This window comes from Paraglaciecola psychrophila 170, from assembly GCF_000347635.1.
GTDB classification, from domain to species: domain Bacteria; phylum Pseudomonadota; class Gammaproteobacteria; order Enterobacterales; family Alteromonadaceae; genus Paraglaciecola; species Paraglaciecola psychrophila.
Window position 1 is genome coordinate 3616482 of sequence record NC_020514.1, and the last position, 23774, is coordinate 3640255.

General features: G+C 40.6%; 16 protein-coding genes and 4 pseudogenes. 10 read left to right on the top strand and 10 right to left on the bottom strand.

Going from position 1 to position 23774, the window contains the following annotated elements; genetic code table 11:
• The first annotated feature begins 116 nt into the window (after nt 1-116).
• Nucleotides 117-743, top strand: coding sequence for a ribonuclease T (rnt, locus tag C427_RS15845; RefSeq protein WP_007637761.1), 627 nt, complete (start codon nt 117-119; stop codon nt 741-743).
• A gap of 62 nt (nt 744-805) precedes the next feature.
• Here rnt and C427_RS15850 read toward each other — a convergent pair whose 3' ends face one another.
• Nucleotides 806-1411, bottom strand: a complete 606-nt coding sequence (locus C427_RS15850; protein ID WP_007637759.1) for a peroxiredoxin C — start codon at nt 1409-1411, stop codon at nt 806-808.
• Between the two features lie 267 nt (nt 1412-1678).
• Here C427_RS15850 and C427_RS15855 point away from each other — a divergent pair, with 267 nt between their 5' ends.
• On the top strand, nt 1679-1873 hold the full coding sequence (locus C427_RS15855; protein WP_007637755.1) for a (2Fe-2S)-binding protein: 195 nt from the start codon (nt 1679-1681) through the stop codon (nt 1871-1873).
• 88 nt (nt 1874-1961) lie between these two features.
• On the opposite strand, the pseudogene C427_RS15860 reads toward C427_RS15855, so the two are convergent.
• Nucleotides 1962-3871, bottom strand: a pseudogene (locus C427_RS15860) (M1 family metallopeptidase).
• Between the two features lie 134 nt (nt 3872-4005).
• On the opposite strand from C427_RS15860, the gene smrA reads away from it, so the two are divergent.
• Entirely contained in the window at nt 4006-4596 is a 591-nt protein-coding gene (gene smrA, locus C427_RS15865) for a DNA endonuclease SmrA (protein ID WP_007637750.1), read from the top strand.
• A 25-nt stretch (nt 4597-4621) separates the two neighbouring features.
• Here the strand turns inward: smrA and C427_RS26455 are convergent, their stop codons facing one another.
• Both C427_RS26455 and purL read right to left on the bottom strand, forming a co-directional pair.
• Nucleotides 4622-4786 (bottom strand): hypothetical protein, encoded by a 165-nt coding sequence (locus tag C427_RS26455; RefSeq protein WP_162471184.1) that lies wholly within the window; start codon nt 4784-4786, stop codon nt 4622-4624.
• Nucleotides 4787-5085: 299 nt separating this feature from the next.
• Nucleotides 5086-8976, bottom strand: coding sequence for a phosphoribosylformylglycinamidine synthase (gene purL / locus C427_RS15870; protein WP_007637748.1), 3891 nt, complete (start codon nt 8974-8976; stop codon nt 5086-5088).
• A 324-nt stretch (nt 8977-9300) separates the two neighbouring features.
• Between purL and mltF the strand changes: the two genes are divergently transcribed.
• Both mltF and C427_RS26460 read left to right on the top strand, forming a co-directional pair.
• The gene (gene mltF, locus C427_RS15875; protein ID WP_081589002.1) at nt 9301-10689 is read left to right on the top strand and encodes a membrane-bound lytic murein transglycosylase MltF; all 1389 of its coding nucleotides are present in this window, start codon (nt 9301-9303) and stop codon (nt 10687-10689) included.
• A gap of 397 nt (nt 10690-11086) precedes the next feature.
• Complete coding sequence (locus tag C427_RS26460) at nt 11087-11239, top strand: hypothetical protein (RefSeq protein WP_007637745.1); 153 nt, start codon at nt 11087-11089, stop codon at nt 11237-11239.
• 9 nt (nt 11240-11248) lie between these two features.
• Here C427_RS26460 and tadA read toward each other — a convergent pair whose 3' ends face one another.
• Nucleotides 11249-11734 (bottom strand): tRNA adenosine(34) deaminase TadA, encoded by a 486-nt coding sequence (gene tadA, locus C427_RS15880; protein ID WP_007637744.1) that lies wholly within the window; start codon nt 11732-11734, stop codon nt 11249-11251.
• 188 nt (nt 11735-11922) lie between these two features.
• Between tadA and C427_RS15885 the strand changes: the two are divergent.
• The 3 genes and pseudogenes from C427_RS15885 to C427_RS26775 all read left to right on the top strand — a co-directional run bounded on the left by C427_RS15885 (nt 11923) and on the right by C427_RS26775 (nt 15520).
• Nucleotides 11923-12172 (top strand): annotated as a pseudogene (locus C427_RS15885) (hypothetical protein).
• Nucleotides 12173-13370: 1198 nt separating this feature from the next.
• Nucleotides 13371-15131, top strand: coding sequence for a PQQ-dependent dehydrogenase, methanol/ethanol family (locus tag C427_RS15890; protein WP_201765502.1), 1761 nt, complete (start codon nt 13371-13373; stop codon nt 15129-15131).
• Nucleotides 15132-15139: 8 nt separating this feature from the next.
• On the top strand, nt 15140-15520 hold the full coding sequence (locus C427_RS26775) for a c-type cytochrome (RefSeq protein ID WP_015431063.1): 381 nt from the start codon (nt 15140-15142) through the stop codon (nt 15518-15520).
• Nucleotides 15521-15603: 83 nt separating this feature from the next.
• Here C427_RS26775 and C427_RS15895 read toward each other — a convergent pair whose 3' ends face one another.
• From C427_RS15895 to guaB, 5 genes and pseudogenes are all read right to left on the bottom strand, one after another.
• Nucleotides 15604-16743: a 1-acyl-sn-glycerol-3-phosphate acyltransferase gene (locus tag C427_RS15895; protein WP_007637739.1), complete on the bottom strand. Its 1140-nt coding sequence runs from the start codon at nt 16741-16743 to the stop codon at nt 15604-15606.
• Nucleotides 16744-16872: 129 nt separating this feature from the next.
• A pseudogene (locus C427_RS15900) lies at nt 16873-17426 on the bottom strand (YaeQ family protein).
• 42 nt (nt 17427-17468) lie between these two features.
• Nucleotides 17469-17927 carry a GNAT family N-acetyltransferase gene (locus C427_RS15905; RefSeq protein WP_007637737.1) on the bottom strand — a complete coding sequence of 153 codons (459 nt, stop codon included), beginning with the start codon at nt 17925-17927 and terminating at the stop codon, nt 17469-17471.
• Between the two features lie 42 nt (nt 17928-17969).
• A pseudogene (gene guaA, locus C427_RS15910) lies at nt 17970-19548 on the bottom strand (glutamine-hydrolyzing GMP synthase).
• Nucleotides 19549-19622: 74 nt separating this feature from the next.
• Nucleotides 19623-21092 (bottom strand): IMP dehydrogenase, encoded by a 1470-nt coding sequence (guaB, locus tag C427_RS15915; protein ID WP_007637735.1) that lies wholly within the window; start codon nt 21090-21092, stop codon nt 19623-19625.
• Between the two features lie 138 nt (nt 21093-21230).
• Between guaB and xseA the strand changes: the two genes are divergently transcribed.
• Nucleotides 21231-22574: an exodeoxyribonuclease VII large subunit gene (gene xseA, locus C427_RS15920; protein ID WP_007637734.1), complete on the top strand. Its 1344-nt coding sequence runs from the start codon at nt 21231-21233 to the stop codon at nt 22572-22574.
• Between the two features lie 189 nt (nt 22575-22763).
• Complete coding sequence (locus C427_RS15925; protein ID WP_007637733.1) at nt 22764-23699, top strand: response regulator; 936 nt, start codon at nt 22764-22766, stop codon at nt 23697-23699.
• The last annotated feature ends 75 nt before the right edge of the window (nt 23700-23774 follow it).

Consider the following 23774-nt stretch of genomic DNA (forward strand, 5'->3'; position numbering starts at 1 on the left):
GCGTAAACGTTTAGTTAATTGAGTTTGATTAAAATTGCTGTGGTTTAGCGTTTTAGGCTGGCTACTCAAAAAGAACCTTGTCATAATCGAGACTCACAAGAATTTTTTAGGTTTCCATGTCAGAATTATTTAAAATAAAAAATCGTTTTAGGGGATATTTTCCTGTAGTAATTGATGTTGAAACCGCTGGTTTCAATTCACAGAACGATGCTCTACTGGAAATTGCAGCCGTCACCACTAGAATGGACGAAAATGGGTTCTTCTTCCCAGATAAAACATTTCATTACCACGTCAATCCATTTGAAGGCGCTAATTTAGAAAAAGCAGCCTTGGATTTTAATGGTATAGACCCATATTGTGCGCTTAGAGGTGCACTGGACGAAACAGAGGTAATGAAAGACCTGTGTAAAAAAATTCGTAAAGAACAAAAAGAGGCTGATTGCCAGCGCTCAGTCATTGTTGCTCACAACGCCGCTTTTGACCAAGGTTTTGTCAACGCAGCTATCGAGCGTAGTCAAATCAAACGCAGTCCGTTTCATCCCTTTGTGTCTTTTGATACCACGACTTTGTCTGGCCTGGCCCTTGGGCAAACTGTACTAGTAAAAGCGTGTATGGCTGCGGGGATTAGCTTTGATCAAAATGAAGCTCATTCCGCCTTGTATGACACAGCAAAGACGGCTGAATTATTTTGCTACATTCTCAATAAATGGCAAAGTTTAGGCGGTTTTGAAGCGCATAATTAACATCAAAATACACAATAAAAACCGCTCAAAGAGCGGTTTTTTTGTTTTATACAACTTAATGATTATAAGCTACCAGCATTCTCTACTAAGTAACGAGCCAAACCTTCCGGGCTATCAACCATACCTTTTGAACCTTGTTGCCAACCAGCTGGACACACTTCACCGTACTCTTCATGGAAATTTAACGCATCAACCATCCGTAACATATCATCGATATTACGGCCAAGAGGTAGGTCATTCACAACTTGGTGACGCACTAGACCTGCTTCATCAATTAGGAAAGAACCGCGTAAAGCGATGCCTTTTTCTGGATGCTCAACATCATAGGCCTGACAGATATCATGTTTAACATCGGCAACCATTGTATATTTTACTGGACCAATACCGCCCTCATTTACGGGCGTATTACGCCAAGCATTATGGGTAAATTGAGAATCAATCGAGACAGCAATCACTTCAACACCACGCTTGACGAATTCTTCGTAGCGTTTATCGAAAGCGATCAACTCAGATGGGCAAATAAAAGTGAAATCCAGCGGATAGAAAAATAAGACCGCTTTCTTGCCTTTAATGGCCTCGCTTAGAATAAAACTGTCAACAATCTCACCATTACCAAGTACCGCTGCTGCTGTGAAATCTGGGGCTGGACGGCTCACTAGTACGCTCATTAACTTCTCCTATTTAAGTAATTGAATAGTCCAAAAACTGGTAACTGTGCCTTATAGTCTCAATAATATTATACTTTCTTACTTCATGTGAGTGCATGTGGGTGAAAAATAATTCTTAGTCTCAGAAATTATCCAAGGCTAAGTATATAAATTTAATAGAGTTTGTTTTTTTGTTCAGTGTTGTTAAGCATAATGTTGATATCAAACACTTGATCTTTATGCAAATAACAATTATTCTTATTTGCATAAAGGTTATTGAGATATTTTATGTACGTTTGTATATGCCTTGGCATCACAGATAAAGCGATTAAACAAGCAGTCTTAGATGACGGAGTGGGTAATATGCGTCAACTAAAACAAAAGCTCGGTGCCGGCACACAATGTGGCAAATGTGTACAAATGGCGCAAACAATTATTGACAATATTATTATTGATGAGTCCTTGTTTAAAGAGGTTTGTTAATACTGCTGCCATCGAATATTTCCTTGTTATTAAAGAAAAAAGCCAGTCTAGATGACTGGCTTTTTGCTGTTTGAATCTCCAATATAGTTTATTGAACAAAGCCTTCGTTAGCTTTTATGGTTAGCGGATGATAACCAGATTTGGCTTCTGAAAACGCTTTCTGAGCCATAACTTTGCCTTCAGGAGTGTGTGAAAGCGCTTTGTACAAAGGTTTTACTAACTTGTTACGGCCGATAGAGGTTAAGTAATCATGCAAACGTTTGAAGGCAGGCTGATACCAGTTGCTAACGCTTATCAATAACCAACTGTGGGCAATCTCATTGTTTTTACTGTTAGTTAATGCAAATGTCTTATCTAAATCCGCCAACTGCTTCTGACTTAACTTTTCTGGCATATTATTTAAAAAATACAACCATTGATGTACTACCCACTTTTCGCTATCAATTTCATTAGCCTGAATTTCGCCAGCTAACCAGGCATCCCTTGCTACATCGACCACACTAAACGCGTCAGATTCAGGAACGGGTGCATCATCAGGTATACCGGGTTGAAAAATCCATTGCTGTATTCTTTGTTTTGACAATTTATCACTATGCTCTTTAAGCAGCGTTTGTTCTAAATAACTAACAAATTGGTCTGTTGTGATGCTTTTGAAGGCAAATCTTTCAAAGTAACCCAATAAAAATGTATCAAAACTTTCTCTACCTACTTTGTGTTCTAATTCACGTAAAAATAATGCACCTTTTTCATAAGGAATATTACTAAATACGTCATCAGGATCGCGGCCTCTTAAATCAATCGCCATAATCTGATCATTGGCAGGTAACGCATCAATATCTGCCTGTAAATCTTGTCGACCTAATACCGCTTCCATTTCGAAACGCTCATCGCCATAAACCATCTGCATAATTCGATAGGTTAAATAAGTGGTAAAACCTTCGTTAAGCCAAAGATCTCGCCAAGTGGCATTCGTTACTGTGTTTCCAGACCATGAATGAGCTAACTCATGAGCAATCAGCGATACTAAACTTTTATCACCCGCTATCACTGTGGGAGTAATAAATGAGAGCCTAGGATTTTCCATACCACCAAAAGGGAAAGAGGGAGGCAAAATCAATAAATCGTATCTATCCCAGCTATACGGACCAAAAGCTTTCTCCGTGGCAATCAGCATAGACTCGGTATCAGAAAATTCATCAGCTGCAGCATCTAAGATACCTTTTTCAGAATATACGCCAGTACGCTTACCCATAGATTTAAAGTGCAAGTCACCTACCGCTAGAGCGATCAGGTATGACGGTATTGGTTGTGGCATCGAAAATTCGTAGACTCCATCACGTTCGGTGTCAGGATCGTTAGACGCACTCATCACCGCGAGTAACTCCTTGGGGGTGCGAATAATCGCTGTATAAGTCATTCTGACTTGAGGAGAGTCTTGCAGAGGAATAAAACTACGTGCGTGAATAGCTTGCGCTTGTGTGAACAAAAACGGATGTTTTTACCTGCGGTTTGCTGGGGTGTTAACCACTGTACACCGGATGCTTTGGGTGAGGTCTGATAACTAATCAGCACACTGTCCACATCGGCAGGCACATCAATGGTTAAGGCAGCCCCTAAAAATGAATCGCCGCTGACCACATCAAAATTAAGCGCATTACCCATAGCCGTGACACTGTTAATGGTTAAGTCACGTGTATCCAATATTAGCTGGGTGGCATGTGAGTCTACTTTTTGAAAGTCTAACTGGGCAGTCCCCACTAACACCTTTTTAGCAAAATCTACTGTCAAGTCCAAGTTTAAGTGAGTCACTTTAATAGACTCTGGATTTGCAAACGAATGATAATCCTTACCAACTTGGATCGCTTTAATTGCCTCTTCAATAGCAGGTCCAGATTGATCTACTTTAGGGGTAGCGGTGGTATTAGATGCCGTGTCTTCAGAACAACTGCTAAGAATAGTTGAAGCCAAAGCGGCAACAATAATATATTTTATGAACATGGTCTTACCTAGTAAAAAGTACTTATATAATTGTGGCATATTTAACGCTACTTAAAAATATGTAATCCCTGGGATTTGTTTGAAATAACAATGCGTCAAACATAAAATACACTACGGGGCAATGTGGAAATAAAATGACCAATAATGAAATATGGGATGATGATTTAGATGCGTTTTTAAATGAATTTAAAGACGTTAAACCGATTAAAAAAACAGACAAAGTGCTTACTGGTCAACAAAAAAACACATTAGCACAACAATTAAAAAGGCAGGCAATAGAAGCCAGTCAACACATTATAAATAATTATCTGAGTGTTGAAAAAGTTGAGCCTGTCGATCCATATGACCACATCAGCTTTAAACAGGATGGCGTGCAACAAGGTGTGTTTAAAAATGTAAGATTAGGTAAATACAAAATCGACTTTGTATTAAATTTACAACAACATAAATTTGAACAGGCTAGAACATTACTTTTTACGCAAATATTAAAAAGCCACCATGACGGTGAACGCATGCTGTTAATTAAGCACGGCCTTGGTTTACGCAGTCAGCCATTCCCAGCATTTTTAAAAAGTTACGTGCAGCAATGGCTACTGCAAATGCCAGAGGTTATTGCTTACTATACCGCTCAACCCAATCATGGAGGCAACAGTGCCGTTTATGTCTTACTAAAAAAGAATCAGCAAGAAAAAGACGAAAATCGAGAATTACATCGGAAAAAGTAAGCTTTTATGAAGCGAAACGAACCTTTTAAGGTTGTGAGTGCGTCTTAATTTGCGACTCTGATAATGAGTCTGAAGAAAACGGGGAAATAGTAGAAGACTTGGCCGAAGCGCTAAAAATAGCAGCAACAATCAAAAAAATAACCGTGACTATTACACCGGTTAAACCAAAGCCTTTATTCGAACGATTCATGAGCGTCTCTTATTATTTTAATTTGATTTTATCAAACACATTTTTTACACTTAATTAACATGCAGAATACGGACTCCTTGTCAAACTTTGACTAAATATTAATCACTATTTTACTGATATACAAGGGTTTTATTTTTTCTTTAACAAATAACTTGAAATTGTTAAATGTACAGATGACTGGAATTGTAAATTTTACAGTCATCTTCAAAAATTAATACCCATAAACCCAGTTTATAACTGGGTTTGTTCATTACCTATTCATCGTATATTTGAATATCATGTTTAGGAAATCTTAACTCTTATCCCAGATACACTCTAGCGTTTCTAAACATACGCATCCAAGCACTGTCTTCTTGCCAATCATCTGGATGCCAAGAGTTGGCAACCGTTCTAAACACTCTTTCAGGATGAGGCATCATAATCGTTGCCCTACCGTCACGACTGGTTAACCCGGCAATGCCAAGTGGTGATCCGTTCGGATTAGCAGGATAGTTTTGCGTGACATGACCGTAATTGTCAACGTATTGCAGTGCAACTGCAGCGTTTTGTAAGGCGTTTAGTGCGCCTTGATCGTTGCTAAACTCTGCACGACCTTCACCGTGAGAAACAGCAATTGGCATTCTTGAACCTTGCATACCATCAAAAAATACTGACTTTGATGATTTAACTTCTAGCATCGCTACACGTGCTTCAAAACGTTCAGATTGATTAGTCACAAAATGTGGCCACAAGTCTGCTCCGGGAATAAGTGACTTTAAATTAGACATCATCTGACAACCATTACATACCCCTAGAGAGAAGGAATCTTGGCGAGCGAAAAACTCAGCAAATTGATCTCTGGCTTGACTGTTAAACAAAATAGATTTTGCCCAGCCCTCGCCTGCCCCTAAAACATCACCGTACGAAAAGCCACCACATGCGACTAAACCTTTAAATGACTCCAGTGATTGCTTCCCTGAAAGTAAATCACTCATATGCACATCAACTGCACTGAATCCGGCACGATCAAATGCTGCAGCCATCTCGACATGGGAATTAACACCCTGCTCACGTAGAATAGCGATACGTGGAGCAACACCTTTGTGTATATAAGGCGCAGCAACATCTTCAGTGACATCAAAACTTAAGTTGGCATGTAAACCGGGATCTTTCACATCAGCCTTAGCGGCATACTCTTGTTCAGCACAACTTGGGTTATCCCTTAGTTTTTGCATATGCAGCGTAGTTTGAGCCCATGTTTGACGATAGAATACACGGCTATTTTCGAGCACAACTTGTCCGTTTTGTGTGAACACAATCTGGTCAGTGTTATTGAGGCTACCAATACTGTGCACTAAATGCTGGATTTCAAACTTAGCAAACACTTTTAATACATGTTCTTTTTCAGCTGCAGACACTTGTACTACAGCACCTAACTCCTCGTTAAATAACAATTCAATTGCTGCGCCACTAAGCTCATCCAGATGGATATTCACACCAGTTTTGCCTGCAAAAGCCATCTCTACAATAGAGGTGAACAAGCCACCGTCAGATCTGTCGTGATAAGCCAACAAACGTTTTTCATTAACGAGTTGCTGCACAGCAAGAAAGAAACCTTTTAATATTGGAGCAGAATCGACGTCTGGCGCCACATTACCTAACTGCTGATAGACCTGAGCTAAACAAGAAGCACCTAAACGATTTTGTCCTTGGCCTAAGTCAATCAGTAATAATTCAGTTTCACCTACATTACTTTTCAATTCCGGAGTTAATGTGTTGCGAATATCTCGGACTGCTCCAAAAGCAGTGATCACCAAGGAAAGCGGTGACGTGACCGACTTATCACCTTGCTCATCTTGCCAAGTGGTTTTCATAGACATTGAATCTTTGCCCACAGGAATAGTGATATCCAAAGCAGGACATAACTCTTCACCCACGGCTTTAACTGCTTCATACAAACCTGCATCTTCACCTGGGTGCCCTGCTGCAGCCATCCAATTAGCTGATAGGTTGATACGCTTTAAATCGCCAATATCTGCTGCGGCTAAATTAGTTAACGCTTCACCGACTGCCATACGTGCTGACGCGGCATAATTAATTAATGCAATAGGGGTGCGCTCGCCCAAAGACATCGCTTCGCCCTGATAACTATCAAAAGAACTGGCAGTCACTGCGACATCGGCTACCGGCACTTGCCAAGGCCCGACCATTTGATCTCTGGCTACCAAACCCGTCACTGAACGGTCACCAATGGTGATCAAAAAGGTTTTTTCAGCCACAGTAGGTAAAGTTAACACTCTCGTAGCCGCCTCAGCTAAATTCATTAAACTGGTATCAATTGCTGGCGCGTCGAGTGTTTTAGATGTGACATCACGATGCATTTTAGGCGTTTTACCTAACAATACTTCGAGAGGCATATCAATCGCGTTGTTGTCAAAATGTTGATCACTAAGGGTTAAGTGCTCTTCTTTTGTTGCTTCGCCCACAACCGCAAAAGGGGCACGTTCACGGCGACATATGTCTGCAAAAGTTGCAAGATTTTCTGGCGCAACCGACATTACATAACGTTCTTGTGATTCGTTACACCAGACTTCTAAAGGTGACATACCAGGTTCGTCATTCGGCACATTTCGCAATTCAAATTTACCACCACGTCCGCCATCACTGACTAACTCTGGAAAGGCATTTGATAAGCCACCAGCACCGACATCATGGATAAACTGGATTGGATTTTCGTCACCCATCTGCCAACATTTATCAATCACTTCTTGGCAACGACGTTCCATTTCTGGATTACCTCGTTGAACCGATGCAAAGTCTAAGTCTTCGCTAGATTGCCCCGAAGCCATAGATGAAGCTGCACCTCCGCCCAAACCGATATTCATTGCCGGGCCACCTAAAGCTATCAGCTTAGCCCCGACCGTGATTTCACCTTTTTGGATGTGAGATTTACGAATATTTCCCAAACCACCTGCGAGCATAATGGGTTTGTGATATCCCCTCACCTCTTCGCCGTTAAAACTGGTAACCTTTTGTTCGTAAGTACGGAAGTAGCCTAAAATACTGGGGCGACCAAACTCGTTATTAAACGCTGCACCACCGAGCGGTCCATCCATCATAATGTCATAAGCGCTAACAATACGTGCCGGCTTACCAAAATCTATTTCCCAAGGTTGTTCAAAACCAGGAATACGCAAATTGGACACAGAAAAACCAATTAAACCCGCCTTAGGCTTTGAGCCCCTTCCTGTGGCGCCTTCGTCTCGTATCTCACCGCCAGAACCGGTTGCAGCTCCAGAAAATGGTGCAATCGCAGTGGGGTGATTATGGGTTTCGACTTTCATCAGAATATCGATATCTTCATGATGATAGCGATATTCGTTGTCATGAGATGCGGGGAAAAAACGCCCTGCAAAACTGCCTTCCATCACCGCAGCATTATCTTTGTAAGCTGAATGAACGTTTTCACCACATTGTTCATAAGTATTTTTAATCATTTTAAATAATGATTTAGACTGAACTTCACCGTCGATTGTCCAATCGGCGTTAAATATTTTATGGCGACAATGTTCAGAATTGGCTTGCGCAAACATATATAACTCAACGTCATTAGGGTTGCGTCCTAACAGAGTGAAGTTATCAAATAAATAATCCACTTCATCATCAGCTAAAGCTAAACCCAATCGAACGTTGGCCTGTTGAAGCTTAGCTTTGCCCTGACCGAGCATATCTACAGAGGTCAAAGGAGCTGGCTCGCTTTGCACAAACAACGATTCTGCAGCTTGAAAATCAGTCATGACTACTTCTGTCATTCTGTCGTGTAGCAATGTTTTTGCAGCCACTAATTGCGCGTCAGTTAGATTATCGGTTTGTAGATAATAGGCTACACCTCTTTCTAAACGCTGCACTTTGTCTAAACCACAATTATGCGCTATATCCGTTGACTTAGAGGACCAAGGCGAAATAGTACCTGGCCTTGGCGTGACCAAAATCAACACACCTTCAGGCTGGTATTCTTGAATTGTAGGGCCGTAAGTTAACAACTTGGCCAATATTGAATTTTCTTGCAGTGTAAGTGACTCTGAAACCATCACAAAATGTGCGTATTCAGCGTAAATACCATTTACTGGCAGACTGTATTCGGCAAATTGAGAAAGACACTTTTCAATTCGAAAATCGGATAACGCAGGTGTACCGCGAAGCACTAACATAAGGTCATTACCTTGTTGCGGAATTCGCATATTCCTTACACATATAGCTTAGAATTTGCGAATTAATGAATGAGGGATTTTTAAGGCGCACATTATAGGGTAATTTAACGACATTTATAAGCGCCAGTTTGCCTAAAAACCTAGTTTATTTGTTTTAATTCATAACTTTACTTGTTTTGTGACATGACCAAATAGTCTACTTTTGTTAGACTAACAATTAAACAAAGCACTGGATGAAACCTAATAATTTGTTCACAATAGGAATCTTTTACATTTCTACCTAATCCTGAGGGTATAGTTATTCGTTTACAGCGCAGTCTCATTTTGCTTTTAGTACTCATAATTGGTGGTTGTAATGACATCAAGCAGTCTTCCAGTTTGGGAGATATATTAGATTCGGGGGTATTAAAAGTTGGTACCACTTATGGACTAACCACCTATTACAATGGCGCCACTGGGCCTGTTGGCTTTGAATATGAGCTGGCCGAAGGCTTTGCAGATTACCTAGGGGTTAAGCTTGAAGTTTTCCCTTACTACAATTTAGACGACTTGTTTCCTCAATTAACTGATGCACATCTGGATATGATTGCAGCAGGCATAAGTGTTAGTCCTGAACGATATCAAAAATTCAAATTTGGCCCCGGTTATCAGCGAGTCAGTGAGAAACTGGTTTTTAAGCAAGGTAAAGAGTGGCCGAGAACAATTAAGGATTTAAATGGTGACTTGGTTATCGCTGCGGGCAGCAGCCACCATGAATCACTACTTCGGTTGCAACAAGATAATCAACAACTTAGTTGGCAAGAAACTGACGACAGTGATATGGAAGAGCTGTTAGAAATGGTATTAAGTGAAGAACTAGATTACACAATAGCCGATTCCAACATTTTGGCATTAATGCGCCGCCGTTACCCTGAACTCTCTATAGGTTTCTCCATCAGTCCTGAACAAGATATTGCTTGGGCCGTGAATAAAGACAGAGATGACTCTTTGCTGGCAGCGCTAATTGAGTATTTTGGCATTATTCAGAACAATGGCACTCTAGCGGCTTTAGAAGACAAATATTTTGGCCATGTGCGACTTTTTAACTATGTTGATACAAGGGAGTTTATAAAATCGTCTAGGGAAGTGTTGCCCAAATTCAAACCTTGGTTTGTACAGTATTCGAATGATCTAGATTGGCGCTTAATAGCTGCCATGAGCTATCAAGAGAGTCACTGGCAACCCAAAGCGAGGTCTGTTACAGGTGTCAGGGGCATGATGATGCTAACACTAACTACGGCTAAAGAATTAGGCATTGTTTCTAGGCTCGATCCAGAACAAAGCATCAAAGGCGGTGCAAAGTACCTAACTAAACTGCTTAAACGTATCCCAGATCGCATTACTCAACCTGACCGCTTATGGTTTGCACTCGCATCGTACAATGTAGGTTTAGGACATTTAGAAGATGCTCGTGTATTAACCGAGCGCCAAGGCGCTAACCCTGACATGTGGGTTGATGTGAAAATCAGATTGCTGCAGTTAAGACAGAAAAGATACTATAAAACAACTCGATATGGCTATGCGCGTGGCAATGAAGCTGTTGCCTATGTGGATAACATTAGGCGTTACTACGACACTCTCGTTTGGTTAGACGAACAACAACCGCAAATTTTAGAGCCTGAAATTGTCCCGGATGATACATCTGAACAAGATGATTCAGAGGTCGGTGACTAAGTTAGCCACTTATTATGCATTGATCACCCATCAAACAAACCGTCCAACATCTCTAAATCTACAATAATGAGCTCTTTTCCATTTCGGATAATATTCACAGTCAACAAATTAACCGTCACATGGAACCAAAGATTAAGCATCGCGTCCAAAAAATAACATCACTGGGTTTGAAGCTTTATTAATTATTATAATTATCGCTTTAGTTGATTTGAATCGAAGGTGATTTATTGGGCAGTAACTGCAGGGGTCACTATTAAATCGAAATCAGACATAGCATGATTTGAATTAAAAGGCCTAAAAGGTTCAATTGTCATAAATTTTTAACAGAGTTAATTTATATTAATTAAACTTTAATACGTTTTGATAAGTATTAGTAAGCAAATAATTAGGAGTTGTAATGAAAAAACGCCCTACCATCATTTCTAGGAATCGCTTAGGCAGCAACAGCAGAAGACGTCAACTGCTTAAACGAGTTCATCAAAAAGTGGCATCACGTCGCCAACATTTCCAAATAATAGAAGCGACTGAAGAATTAGCACTGGCCGGCTAATACAGTTTATTAGCCTTTCTCCTTTAATTTTTTTCTTTGTTCCCTGCGCAACTTGAAAAACGCTGACAATTTATCACCACATTGTTGAGCCAATACGCCTCTCATCACTTCAACACGATGATTCATTCGAGGGTCGCCGAGTAAATCGAATAAACTTCCGACTGCCCCGGTCTTAAAATCCGACGCTCCAAACACTAAACGATGAATACGACTGTGGATTAATAAACCTGCACACATAGAACAAGGCTCAAGCGTCACGTACAAGCAACTGTCAACTAACCGGTAATTCTCTAGGTTTTTCCCAGCTTCACGAATAGCCATCATTTCTGCATGAGCAGAAGGGTCATGTAAACTAATTGATTGGTTCCAGCCTTCTCCAATAATCTTATTATCTTTGACCAACACCGCTCCCACAGGGACCTCCCCTTGCTGCTGCGCGTTATCGGACAAAGATAAGGCATGGCGCATCCAATACTCGTCTTGTTCAATACTCAATGGCTTTATTTCTCTACTTTTGGTTAATTACGTTACTCAATTGGCCATTTTCGCCAAGTAACAAAATCAAAAACCTACTGTAAAACCCTAACTATATGATATATATATATTTATAATTATGGTTCGATTATTTGCTTTGTAATTGGCATAAGCATAAACTTTTTACAAATCGTGACAAGGTGAACGGGATAAAACATGAATTCACAGCAATAATAATAGTCGCAGTAATATGTTGGGCAATAGTCGAACTAGTCAATGGTCCAAAAAGTAAGAAAAAAAGATAAAAAAGAGGCCGACCAAGTCAACCTTGCACATAATCTTGAACGTGACATGGCTGTGATGCGTGAACGCATCGAAACCTTAGAAAAGATTGTAACCGATGAAAAATATGACCTTAATCGTCAATTCGATGAATTGAAAAAAGATAAGGTAGCCTAGGGTATAAAGGACATTGAGGATTGAACTTTAAATTTGGCTTATACGCTATTATTCATTGTTTTACTGTCTTGCCATTAATGTTGATTAAAGATGCATATAGCCCACTTCTTAGGTAGGCTTTTTAATGTGATTGAATAGATGAATTACCTCAAAGCAGATGCCGAACATCCCCTTGTTGCAGCTGTTATTATTGCTTTAATTTTAATCATACACCACGTTATCTGTGATGAATCGACCTATGTGCAGTAACTGGCGATTTCTTAGAACATGTGTGCTTAAAGGATATAAATAATGAAAGAATAATATTACGGTTCGCCTTAATAATAACTCTGCTTGCCATAATAAATTTTTGTTATGACCGATGGGTGGAGCATAGAACAAACAGCAGCTTAGTCCTTAGTCATGACAGGATGAAGTAGCTGAAAATGGAAAATAACCAGCCAATTATATTCATGAAAACTTCGTGTCATGTGCCGCATCTTGGCCTCAACCTAGAAACAGTGCGTCTATTACTATAGAGATCAAAGTTCGACCAACAAGCGGGTAAGATTCGTATTTATGAGCTATTTCCTGTTGCAGTGGTGTGGTTGGGGATACCGCTGTTGTCAATTACAACTCGGTAACATTGGCTGAGAACTATAAGATGAGGCGCAAGCGTTCGACCACGGGTTTGATCGAGACATTGGTATACGATGGTAAAACCTGGAAGTTTATGTCCCTGACTAGCTTTGAAATCATATCTGCCGACTAACTCACCCAACAGAGCAGCGGGGTAAAACCTTTAGTAATCAGATTTAAAGGTGACCTAGTTCCGATCTTTTAAGTTTGATTTAAAAAATCAACTTCCACCATTAGCTTCAAAATGTGTTTCAAGCCAATTGACTATCCCGTAGTTTTTGACCGATATAAAAATAATCGGATGCCATAATTTAAAAAGTAAATAAGATTGTAGCTGGACGTTTTTATTCATAGTTGTCCCATTAAATAATCCACCATTTGTGAAAATGCAAAGCATCTATGGTAAGAAATATTTTTTCTAGCAGTTATTGTTTGGATTATGTTTGCTAATTGCTTTATTTCTACTCTCATTTGATACATATTTAAGTTCAATAGTCCATTTTATGTGAACTCAAAGCACTTCTGCCTAATACAAAAATGGATGAGCTAGTAATACAGCCCTTATAAATAGAAGGTAACAATGCATAAAATAATCATATTATTATCAATCTCTTTGGTTTTTCTCTGTGCTTGTGACAGAAGTGAAATATCTGACACAAAACCGCTTATTTCGGATACACACGTTGCAAGTCGAACGAATACAGTCACTGCTAAAAAGATTATTCAAGCTGACTCTTCTGGGTGGCTGTCACATGGACGTACATACTCAGAACAGCGGCATTCACCCCTGAACGAAATAAACACTGAGACCGTTGCAGAGCTTGGTTTGTTTTGGTCATTTGATTTAGGCACCAGTCGGGGTATTGAAGTAACGCCAATCGTGCATGACGGTATTATGTATGTCACATCGACTTGGAATATTGTGCATGCCCTTGACGCCAGAACGGGTGAGCCGTTATGGCGGTTTGATCCCATAGTGGATAAAGAACAAGCAAGTAAGGGCTGTTGTGACGCCGTAAATAGAGGTGTTGCTATTTGGGGTGACGCGGTATTTACCGCTACTATTGACGGCCGATTAATTTCACTCAATGCAAAAACAGGGCTTAAGAATTGGGATATCAGTACCATTGATAAATCTTACCCTTACACCATTACCGGCGCACCACGAGTTGTCAAAGGTAAGGTAATCATTGGTAATGGAGGAGCAGAACTTGGAGTACGGGGTTATATCTCCGCTTATGATGCAATTACCGGCGAGCGAGTGTGGCGCTTTTTCACCGTACCAGGAAACCCAGCCGATGGCTTTGAAAATGAAACAATGGAAATGGCAGCAAAAACGTGGACTGGCAAATACTGGGCTGCTGGTGGCGGTGGCACCGCTTGGGATTCAATGGCTTATGATCCTGAATTAGACTTGTTATATGTTGGGGTAGGTAATGGTACTCCATGGAACCAAGCCATTCGTAGCCCTGATGGGGGCGACAACTTGTTCTTATCATCTATTGTTGCGGTGCGCCCCGATACTGGCGAATACGTGTGGCATTATCAAACGACACCCGGTGAAACGTGGGATTACACGGCAACGCAGCATATGATATTGGCGGAATTAAATATTGCTGGTAAAAACCGTAAAGTCATCATGCAAGCACCTAAAAATGGTTTTTTTTATGTAATTGACCGTACTACGGGTGCGTTTATTTCTGCGAAAAACTTTGTGCCCGTAACCTGGGCTACCCATATAGACCAAACCACGGGGCGGCCCGTTGAAACGGAGGGGGCACGTTACGTGGGTAAAACACCTGCGTTACAACTGCCAGGACCGCTTGGTGCTCATAATTGGCATCCTATGTCATATAGTCCAGATACAGGCTTAGTATATATTCCTGCCCAAGAAGCACCGCATGTGTATGCAAACCAATCTGATTATAAAAGAACCAACGGTTTTTGGAATACCGGTACAGAGCTTAGTGCAGCTGCGTTGCCCACTGATAAAGCAACGTTCAAAGCTTTAAAAGCGATGGTAAAAGGTCGCTTGTTAGCTTGGGATCCCGTCACTCAAAAGCCAGCGTGGTCTTTTGAACATGGCGGTCCTTGGAATGGTGGGGTGTTATCCACATCTGGAAACCTAGTTTTTCAAGGCACGGCTGATGCACATTTTGCCGCTTATGATGCCCTTACGGGTAAACGTAAATGGCGGTTTTATACACAAACAGGGGTGGTAGCAGCGCCTATTACCTATGAGCTGGACGGTGAACAATTTATAGCGATTGCTTCTGGTTGGGGCGGTTCTTATGTCTTGAGTGGGGGGGTGTTTTCCCAACCGGTAGCAAAGCTAATGTAGGCCGAGTAATGGTCTTCAAACTTGGAGCAAATGCCGCCTTACCAAAGTTACCAGACGCTAACTTTGTATTACCCGATCTGCCTAGGTTACTCGATGTATCTGAAGCAACCCTCGCCATGGGTAATCGTGCCTACGACAATAATTGTCTAGTGTGCCATGGATTTCAAGCCTACTCTTCAGGCCTCATTCCAAACTTACGTTATTCTGCCATAACTAACAGCCAGCAGGCTTGGAATAGTGTGGTGGTCCGTGGGGGACTAGCAGAGCAAGGTATGCCAAACTTCGGCAAGATAATTGATGATGATACCGCAGAGGCAATAAGGGCGTATGTTATTTCTGAAGCAAACAGTGGGCGGAATCAGGAGTTCTACCAAACTGTCGAAAACTAAGCCTTGTAAAGCGAGTCAGCCATAAAAAGTTAAGACTAGACCCAGATGTTAAGCATTAAGATTTATGCAGCGCTGCAAAGGGTCTAGTTTATTTTTCTAATATGAGCACATGCGTACATACTAAGTAACTTGTTTTGTTCTTCTTTAGATAGGTTGACTAATCTAGCTTGTAAATAATGAATAGCGGCAAGGGTGTAATGGTCTGACTCGGCAACATCGCTACCTAAATCCTTGTCATCGTTGCTGAGCATGTCTGCGGCGACCTGCCCTGTAGAAAAAGAGTCATAACCTTGTAATATTTGCTGATCGATGTGTGCAGCTACTTCTTTAGCGTTACTAAACTCGGATGCGAGAACCTCACCAAAATGAATATGCACTCTGCCCTTTTGACCGGTAATGCCGTTGACAATGCTTCTAACGTCTTCATTATCAGGCTTGTCATAACTACCTTCACGTTCGACTTTTTGTAATTCTTTGGCCTTATTGATGTCGCAGGGATCAAACTCATAGGATATTGTCACAGGCACAATGCGTAAGCTTCGAATATATTGTGAAAACTCAACATCTTTAGTTTTATTTAATGCCAACATCGACACAATAGCAGGATTAGTAATGTCATTACCGTCTTTTGCTCGTCCTTCCCTTTGTGCAATCCAAATATGCTGTTTCTCAGTATTTAGAGAGAATTCAATATATTCACTTAATAGTTTGGCTGCCGACAGTTTCTCACGTCTATCAGTGGCTGAACGCTTAACAATAAAACACTTATTTAGCCTTATGAGGTCAGCAACCCATTCTTTTTTAAGTAAATTATCACCTACCGCAATCCGCACGGTATCTTGACCATTTATGTGTAATGCCCAGTTCACAAAAGCAGGGTCTAAGGCAATATCACGATGATTGCTCATAAACAAACAGGTTTGAGATAAATCTAATCGGTCTAATCCACTCACAGTAAACGATTCTGTAGTCGTGTTAATCATTCTCTCCATATAAGGTTCAACTAAGCGTTGAAAATCTCTATGTGTGGTGACTTTATTGATCTGTTTGATAATGTAATGGCGAGTAAATAAACCTAGAGCTGGTCGCATAAATCGAGGCCAAGCGCTAAACTTGAAAGCGACGATGCTCTCGATGAATTCTTTATTATTAAAAAGTTTCGGTAAAACCACACATAAATCTGCGTCGTCAAAGGGCCGAATTGAGTCAAATTTAGTAGGCATATTATTTTTATTGTTTCTACTGTAAAAAAGGTGGCATATTTTGCCGTCTAATTTGCCAACGGGCAAATTGTTTAGTGATGGTCTGCTCAGTAAACACAGATTTTTACTATCAGGTCGACTAAAAACAATTTAATTTTCATCTAATTGTAAGGCTTTCCAGTTTACTTCCACTTGCTCATGTTGACCGGCCACAAATGCAGATTCACCGCTCAAAGTGACTGACAAGTCCATAGTCCGAGCAAGCAAACAACTCAACGCTTGAACCTCTTGCCAATCAAAACTGAGTACATTCACCGGCAAGGTACTAAATTGTGCTTGTGATTGTTTCCACCAGGCACTGGATTTTGAATTAAAACTGTACACATAAGTTTGTTTTGCCAAGCGACAACTTTTTTGATTCTTTCAAAACTAGGTTCGCCAACATCGACCCAAAGATATAGCTGATCATCTAAACCTCGCAACCAAATATCAGGCTCATCAATAGCGCTTAAACCTTTAGTAAAAGCCATCAAGTTTTCGTGGTCTTGATAAGCATGCAAACAAAACACTAATACTCGCACCATCATTCGTTCTTTGGTTTCTGATGGGTGTAAAGCAACAGTTAAGTTAAGAGAATCAAAATAGTCATGATTGAGATCAGATACAGATAGCTTGAATTTATATATGGTTGGCTTTAAAGCCATAGGAACATCCAGAATATTAAGGCATACGTGTGAGGCAGCCGATTAAGATAATTTCATTTCAATTAGCGTGGTTTTAAAACCTAGCTTTTCGTAGGCTTTCAGTGCTGAATTATTGTCAGCATAAGCTTCAAGATAAAAATCATTCATACCTTGAGATTTTCCCCAATTGATTAACGCTTGGATAATAAATTGATTGATACCTCGTCCTCTGTGAGTGGGTGCGACGAACATAAATCCAAGATAAGCATGAAACTCATGGGTTAAATGTGCTTTTGACTTTTTGATTCGAGCATAGCCGGATCCTACAATCACCCCATCCTCTTCAGCGACCATTACGCTGGAGCTTTCACCATCAATTAACGCCCCAATATCGTAATAACAAATATATTCAGACTTTAAACAATCATTAAAAGGTCGCTCTGTTGCGATAATGCTTTGCTCAAACCCCCGCAATATCGGCAAATCTGCTGACACAGCGGCTCTTATTATTAGCTTACTCATAGGGCGTTTTCGCCTTCTTGATTTAGTGGGTTAATGACTAGTTTATTCCCACTCAATGGTAGCTGGCGGTTTACCTGAAATATCATAAACCACACGGGAAATCCCATCAATTTCGTTGATAATACGATTCGATACTTTGCCTAGGAAATCATAAGGCAAGTGTGCCCAATGCGCGGTCATAAAATCGATGGTTTCTACCGCTCTTAATGACACTACCCAATCATACTTGCGAACGTCCCCCATCACACCGACAGATTTAACCGGCAAAAATACGGTAAAAGCTTGGCTGACTTTCTGATACAAGTCAGCCGTGTGTAATTCATCAATAAAAATTGCATCAGCGCGACGCAACAAATCACAATATTCTTTTTTGTACTTCACCTAAAACCCGCACACCTAAACCCGGTCCTGGGAAAGGATGGCGATATAACATATCGTAAGGTAAACCCAGCTCTAAACCAATTTTGCGCACTTCATCTTTGAAAAGTTCTCGCAATGGTTCCACTAAACCCATCTTCATATTAGCGGGTAAGCCACCAACATTGTGGTGTGATTTAATCACATGTGCTTTACCGGTTGCAGAAGCTGCAGACTCAATAACATCAGGATAAATAGTGCCTTGTGCCAGCCACTTAGCATTCACTAACTTTTTAGACTCTTCGTCAAACACTTCAACAAATATGCGTCCAATGATTTTGCGTTTAGCCTCAGGCTCAGAAGTGCCCGCTAAGGCGTCGAGAAATCTATCTTCAGCTTCAATTTTGCGGATATTCAGGCCAAAATGATCGCCAAACATATCCATAACTTGTTGCCCTTCATTAAGACGCAACAACCCGTTATCCACAAACACACAAGTCAAATTTTCACCAATAGCGCGATGTAATAGCATAGCCACAACAGAAGAATCAACACCACCGGATAAACCGAGAATAACTTGGTCATCACCGATTTGCTGTTTCATTTTCTGTATTGAATTTTCGATGATAGCCGCAGGTGTCCATAACTTTTCGCAACCACATATGTCTAATATAAAATGCGATAAAATTCTTTCACCTTGGTGAGTGTGAGTCACTTCAGGGTGAAATTGAACCCCATAAAATTGTTTGTCCTTATTCACAAAAGCCGCAAATGGGCAACTATCAGTCTTGGCTGTAGTCACAAACCCAGGAGGTGCGACGCTTACCTTGTCACCATGACTCATCCAAACATCAAGCAGGGCATTACCGTTGGCACCTACGTGGTCTTCAATGTTGTTCAACAACGCCATATCACTGATCACTTCGACTTGTGCATAGCCGAATTCACGTTTATTTGAACCTTGTACCGCACCGCCAAGCTGCTCAGCCATCACTTGCATGCCATAACAGATTCCCAATACAGGCACGCCTGCTTGATACACATATTCAGGTGCTCTTGGAGAATTTTCAGCATGCACAGACTCTGGACCACCAGATAAAATAATACCGTTGGGGTTAAACTCGCGGATCTGCTCTTCGCTGACATCCCATGCCCAAAGCTCACAATAAACGCCAATCTCTCTGACACGGCGGGCAATCAACTGGGTATATTGTGATCCAAAATCGAGGATCAAAATACGTTGGTCATGGATATCTAAGCTCATTTGGGTACTCTTTTAAAAAATAGAATATGAACGCTACTTGATTCGCAAACAACGTTCATTGGAAATAATAGAAACTAACCTAACCGGTAGTTTGGTGCTTCTTTAGTAATACTCACATCATGCACATGGGACTCTCCCATACCAGCAGATGTCACTTTCACAAACTGTGGTTTAGTTCGCAACTCTTCAATAGTAGCGCACCCCGTTAATCCCATTGCTGAGCGTAAACCACCCATTTGTTGGTGAATAATGTTTGAGATAGGTCCTTTGTAAGCAACACGGCCTTCGATGCCTTCAGGCACTAATTTCTCTGCACTCTTACTATCTTGGAAATACCTATCAGAAGAGCCATTATTTTGATCCATAGCACCTAAAGACCCCATACCACGGTAGGATTTGTAATAACGACCTTGATATAACTCAACTTCGCCAGGCGCTTCTTCTGTTCCTGCCAGCAAACTACCGACCATCACTGAACTAGCTCCTGCGGCTAAAGCTTTTGCAATATCACCAGAAAAACGAATACCACCATCAGCAATCACTGGCACATCAGTGCCTTTAAGAGCCTCAACCGCATCTGATACCGCAGTGATTTGCGGAACGCCACACCCTGTAACAATTCGGGTAGTACAAATAGAACCTGGGCCTATTCCTACTTTAACCGCATCAACACCTGCATCAGCTAGGGCTTTTGCTCCTTCACCTGTAGCAACATTACCAGCAATTAACTGCACGTCTGGATAATCTTGACGTACCTTCCTGACTCGATCTATGACACCTTGTGAATGTCCGTGGGAAGTATCGATCAGTAATACGTCAACACCTGCTTCAATTAAAGCCTTTATACGTTCATCGGTTCCAGGTCCCACACTGACGGCAGCACCTACCCGTAAACGGCCTAATTCGTCTTTACAAGCGTTAGGTTTGCTTTCTGCTTTTTGGAAATCTTTAACGGTAATCATGCCTTTCAATTTGAAAGCATCGTCTACCACTAGAATTTTTTCTATGCGGGACTCATGCATTAACTCAAGCACTTGATCAGATGGGGCGCCCTCTTTAACTGTAACCAAGTCATCTTTCTTAGTCATAACACTAGAAATAGGTTGCTCTAAGCTTTTTTCAAAACGTAAATCACGACCAGTCACTATACCGATTAGGTTGTTGTCTTTATCCACAACTGGAAAACCAGAAAAACCATGCCTTTTACTCAAGGCATTAATTTCAGCAATCGTAGCTGTGGGTAAAACGGTAACGGGATCAGACACCACGCCACTTTCGTATTTCTTTACAGTGCGAACATGTTCAGCCTGTTGTTCTGGCGTCATGTTTTTATGAATAAATCCAATACCACCTTCTTGTGCCAATGCAATAGCTAAACGCGCTTCAGAAACGGTGTCCATTGCGGCAGAAATCAGGGGTATATTTAAGTTAACACCGCGGGTTAATCTTGTTTTAAGATTAGCGGTATGGGGGAGAACAGTTGAGTGCCCGGGTACTAACAAAACATCGTCAAACGTAAGGGCTTCTTTAGCGATCCTTAACATGCAATATCACCTATAAATGCGGATTTAATTGCGGCGCAATTCTAGCGGCTTTAAGCATATCAGTCTAGATATATATCAGAATTGGCAGTAAATCAGGTAAACTTATTGATAATGTTTTATTAGAGAACCCTGCAATCAATGTTTACTGTCCAAACCTCAGCAAAAAACATCCTTACTGTTAGCAAACTCAATCGTTTAGCACGCTCGGTTTTAGAATCTGAAATTGGTCAAATTTGGCTTTCAGCTGAAATTTCAAATTTTGTTGCGGCTAGCTCTGGTCATTGGTATTTCACCCTGAAAGATGATCGTGCGCAGGTCAAAGGAGCAATGTTTAAAGGTGCAAACCGCAAAGTGCATCAAAAACCTAAAGAAGGTGACAAAGTTTTAGTTAAAGCCAACATCAGCTTGTATGAGCCCAGAGGTGATTACCAAATCATCGTTGAGCATATGGAACCAGAAGGTGAAGGGCAACTTAAACAACAATTCGAAATGTTGAAACGGCAATTGGCCTCAGAAGGCATTTTTGCACAAGATTATAAAAAACCAATACCCGAAACTGTACTAAAAGTAGGTATTGTTACCTCACCCACAGGTGCCGCTTTACATGATATTTTGACCGTTCTGCAACGCCGTAACCCTGCCATTGAGGTGATTATTTATCCGAGTCAAGTCCAAGGTGATAGCGCAGTTTCTCTTATTTGTGCGGCGATTACTCAAGCTAACCTCAGAAAAGAAGTAGATGTATTAATTGTTGGCAGAGGTGGCGGCTCTTTAGAAGATCTCTGGTGCTTTAACAGTGAACTGGTGGCCAGAAAAATATTCGCCTCTTCAATTCCCATAATCAGTGCTGTGGGTCACGAAATAGATGTGAGCATTGCTGATTTTGTAGCGGATATGCGTGCCCCAACACCTTCAGCAGCCGCCGAGCTGGTCAGTCAAGATCAGTCAACTTTGCACAATAAAACCCTTGCCCTACAAGATAAGCTAATTAAAGCTTTTAGTCGTTTGCAACAAGTACTACTTCATCAGCATCAGACTTTAAATCAACGATTACTGCAAAATCATCCACAAAAGCAACTAGAACAAAAGAGTCAGTATGTCGATCAACTACAAGCTTCGTTGCAATCTGCATTCAAACAAAAACTGACTCAGGCAAAACAACAACAACAGCATATACATAGTCGCCTTTCTTTATCTTCGCCCCAAAAACTGCTGCAACGTCATCAAATAAGGTTGCAGGACCTGCAAACTAGACTACAAAGAAGCTGTCAACAGTTAATAGAAAACAAACAGCAAAAGTTACTTAATAATATGCATCTATTAGACACAGTAAGCCCATTAGCCACATTGGCAAGGGGTTACAGCATTAGTTTTAAGCAGGGAAAAATAGTTAAAACCACTCAACAAGTTCAAATTGGGGATGTCTTAGTGACTCGTTTAGAAGACGGAGAAGTATACAGTGAAATCAATCAGATAAAGTAGTCACTAACTTGAGTATGATTATTTTGTGGGTAACTTAATAAGTTCGCACTTAACTTCAACCTATCTAAAACGTATATACCAAGTTAATTTAAGTTCATTTTTCATACAAATTTTGTTGGGAAACATGTATCGTTTACTGTAAGTTATAATTGGTTATGTATAGCATTTAACAAAGAGCTTACTGATTAAATGAACAAGGGCTACGATAACTCAATATCTGATAAACAAATGCAGCGTGCTATTGTTTTAGTCGTCGATGATGATCCAGTAACCACGGATTTTTTGGTCCAAGCTTTAACACCTTTCTATCGCACGTTTTCTGCACTATCAGGAGAAGATGCTATCGGATTTTGCGCCTCTCATGCTCCTGACCTAGTTATTCTCGACCTACATATGCCCGTTTTAGACGGATTACTAACCTGCAAAATGCTAAAAGCCATACCTAGTATGCTTAATTGTCCCATAGTATTTTCAACTGCAGATACTTCCACTGAGCAAGAAATTAAATGCTGGGATGCAGGTGCTACTGACTTTGTTAGCAAGCCCATCGTTGTCCAAACTCTTGTCAAACGGATTCGGGCGCATGTTCTAGCTAAAATACAAAATGATCTTATTGAAAACATGGTGTTCATTGATCCTCAAACTGGCTTGTACAACAGACTATTTTTTAATGACTATTACCAAAAACAAGTTGCCTTGGCAAAAAGAAATGACGCGCCATTATCGCTTGTCATGTTTGAGCTAAAAAATTGCACATTGTTTGACACACAACCAACATCACCAATAACAATAAGACATTTAGAAGTATTATCTCAGATAATATCGACAGTATTGAGTCGTCCAACCGACACATTGACAACATATAGTGATAATGAATTTGCGATTCTGTTACCCGACACCTATATATTTGGTGCCAAATATATTATTCAAAAAGTACTGACTTTAGCTGCAGATTTTAAAAGTGTGGATGAAAATTTAACATTTGAAAAGATAGATATCACCGCTGGAATGGCTTCACTCGAAGCCTTACAGAAAAATACAAATTTAATCGAACTGATAGAAAAAAACCTAGCACAAAACAAAAAATCTAATAATGCCATGGTATCGCGCTACTATATTAACTGAAGTAGCGCCCCACCAAAGATTCGTTCTATCCTACTAAACAATTTAACCAATTATTTTCAATATACTCATTATAAT

What these genes read in the sequence shown, in the direction of transcription:
- rnt (WP_007637761.1), top strand. Translation starts at nt 117, where the DNA reads ATGTCAGAATTATTTAAAATAAAAAATCGTTTTAGGGGATATTTTCCT.
- C427_RS15850 (WP_007637759.1), bottom strand. Translation starts at nt 1,411, where the DNA reads ATGAGCGTACTAGTGAGCCGTCCAGCCCCAGATTTCACAGCAGCAGCG.
- C427_RS15855 (WP_007637755.1), top strand. Translation starts at nt 1,679, where the DNA reads ATGTACGTTTGTATATGCCTTGGCATCACAGATAAAGCGATTAAACAA.
- smrA (WP_007637750.1), top strand. Translation starts at nt 4,006, where the DNA reads ATGACCAATAATGAAATATGGGATGATGATTTAGATGCGTTTTTAAAT.
- C427_RS26455 (WP_162471184.1), bottom strand. Translation starts at nt 4,786, where the DNA reads ATGAATCGTTCGAATAAAGGCTTTGGTTTAACCGGTGTAATAGTCACG.
- purL (WP_007637748.1), bottom strand. Translation starts at nt 8,976, where the DNA reads ATGTTAGTGCTTCGCGGTACACCTGCGTTATCCGATTTTCGAATTGAA.
- C427_RS26460 (WP_007637745.1), top strand. Translation starts at nt 11,087, where the DNA reads ATGAAAAAACGCCCTACCATCATTTCTAGGAATCGCTTAGGCAGCAAC.
- C427_RS15890 (WP_201765502.1), top strand. Translation starts at nt 13,371, where the DNA reads ATGCATAAAATAATCATATTATTATCAATCTCTTTGGTTTTTCTCTGT.
- C427_RS26775 (WP_015431063.1), top strand. Translation starts at nt 15,140, where the DNA reads ATGGTCTTCAAACTTGGAGCAAATGCCGCCTTACCAAAGTTACCAGAC.
- C427_RS15895 (WP_007637739.1), bottom strand. Translation starts at nt 16,743, where the DNA reads ATGCCTACTAAATTTGACTCAATTCGGCCCTTTGACGACGCAGATTTA.
- C427_RS15905 (WP_007637737.1), bottom strand. Translation starts at nt 17,927, where the DNA reads ATGAGTAAGCTAATAATAAGAGCCGCTGTGTCAGCAGATTTGCCGATA.
- guaB (WP_007637735.1), bottom strand. Translation starts at nt 21,092, where the DNA reads ATGTTAAGGATCGCTAAAGAAGCCCTTACGTTTGACGATGTTTTGTTA.
- xseA (WP_007637734.1), top strand. Translation starts at nt 21,231, where the DNA reads ATGTTTACTGTCCAAACCTCAGCAAAAAACATCCTTACTGTTAGCAAA.
- C427_RS15925 (WP_007637733.1), top strand. Translation starts at nt 22,764, where the DNA reads ATGAACAAGGGCTACGATAACTCAATATCTGATAAACAAATGCAGCGT.